Origin of the sequence: Vibrio sp. 10N.222.52.C12 (assembly GCF_041474215.1) — a bacterium.
Lineage (GTDB): Bacteria > Pseudomonadota > Gammaproteobacteria > Enterobacterales > Vibrionaceae > Vibrio > Vibrio crassostreae_C.
On the sequence record NZ_JBFRTR010000040.1, the window covers coordinates 1 to 240 of the forward strand.

The following is a 240-nucleotide window of genomic DNA, read 5'->3' on the forward strand; positions in this document are numbered from 1 at the left end:
CCAATAGCTCAAAGATAGAATCAATAAAGCCTTGAAGAGCACGTAATGGTAATGAGAATACTCCTTTAATCATCAAGGCAGTTTCAATCGCTGTATCAGAGTACTGAAAGCCTCTACCACGCTTACCATGATGGGTTTTGCATCGCCATGCATCTACGGCTGTATCATCTATCCAGAACGTAACCGAGCCCCGTTTGCACAAAGCCTTATTGTACTCCGCCCAGTTAGTTATCTTCTTTT

1 protein-coding gene is annotated in these 240 nt (G+C 42.9%); it reads right to left on the minus strand.

Translation table 11 applies throughout. From position 1 onward, the window contains the following. On the minus strand, window positions 1–232 hold a 232-nt coding region (locus tag AB4623_RS07760), incomplete at its 3' end, for a transposase (RefSeq protein ID WP_372146115.1). Window positions 233–240 lie beyond the last annotated feature (8 nt).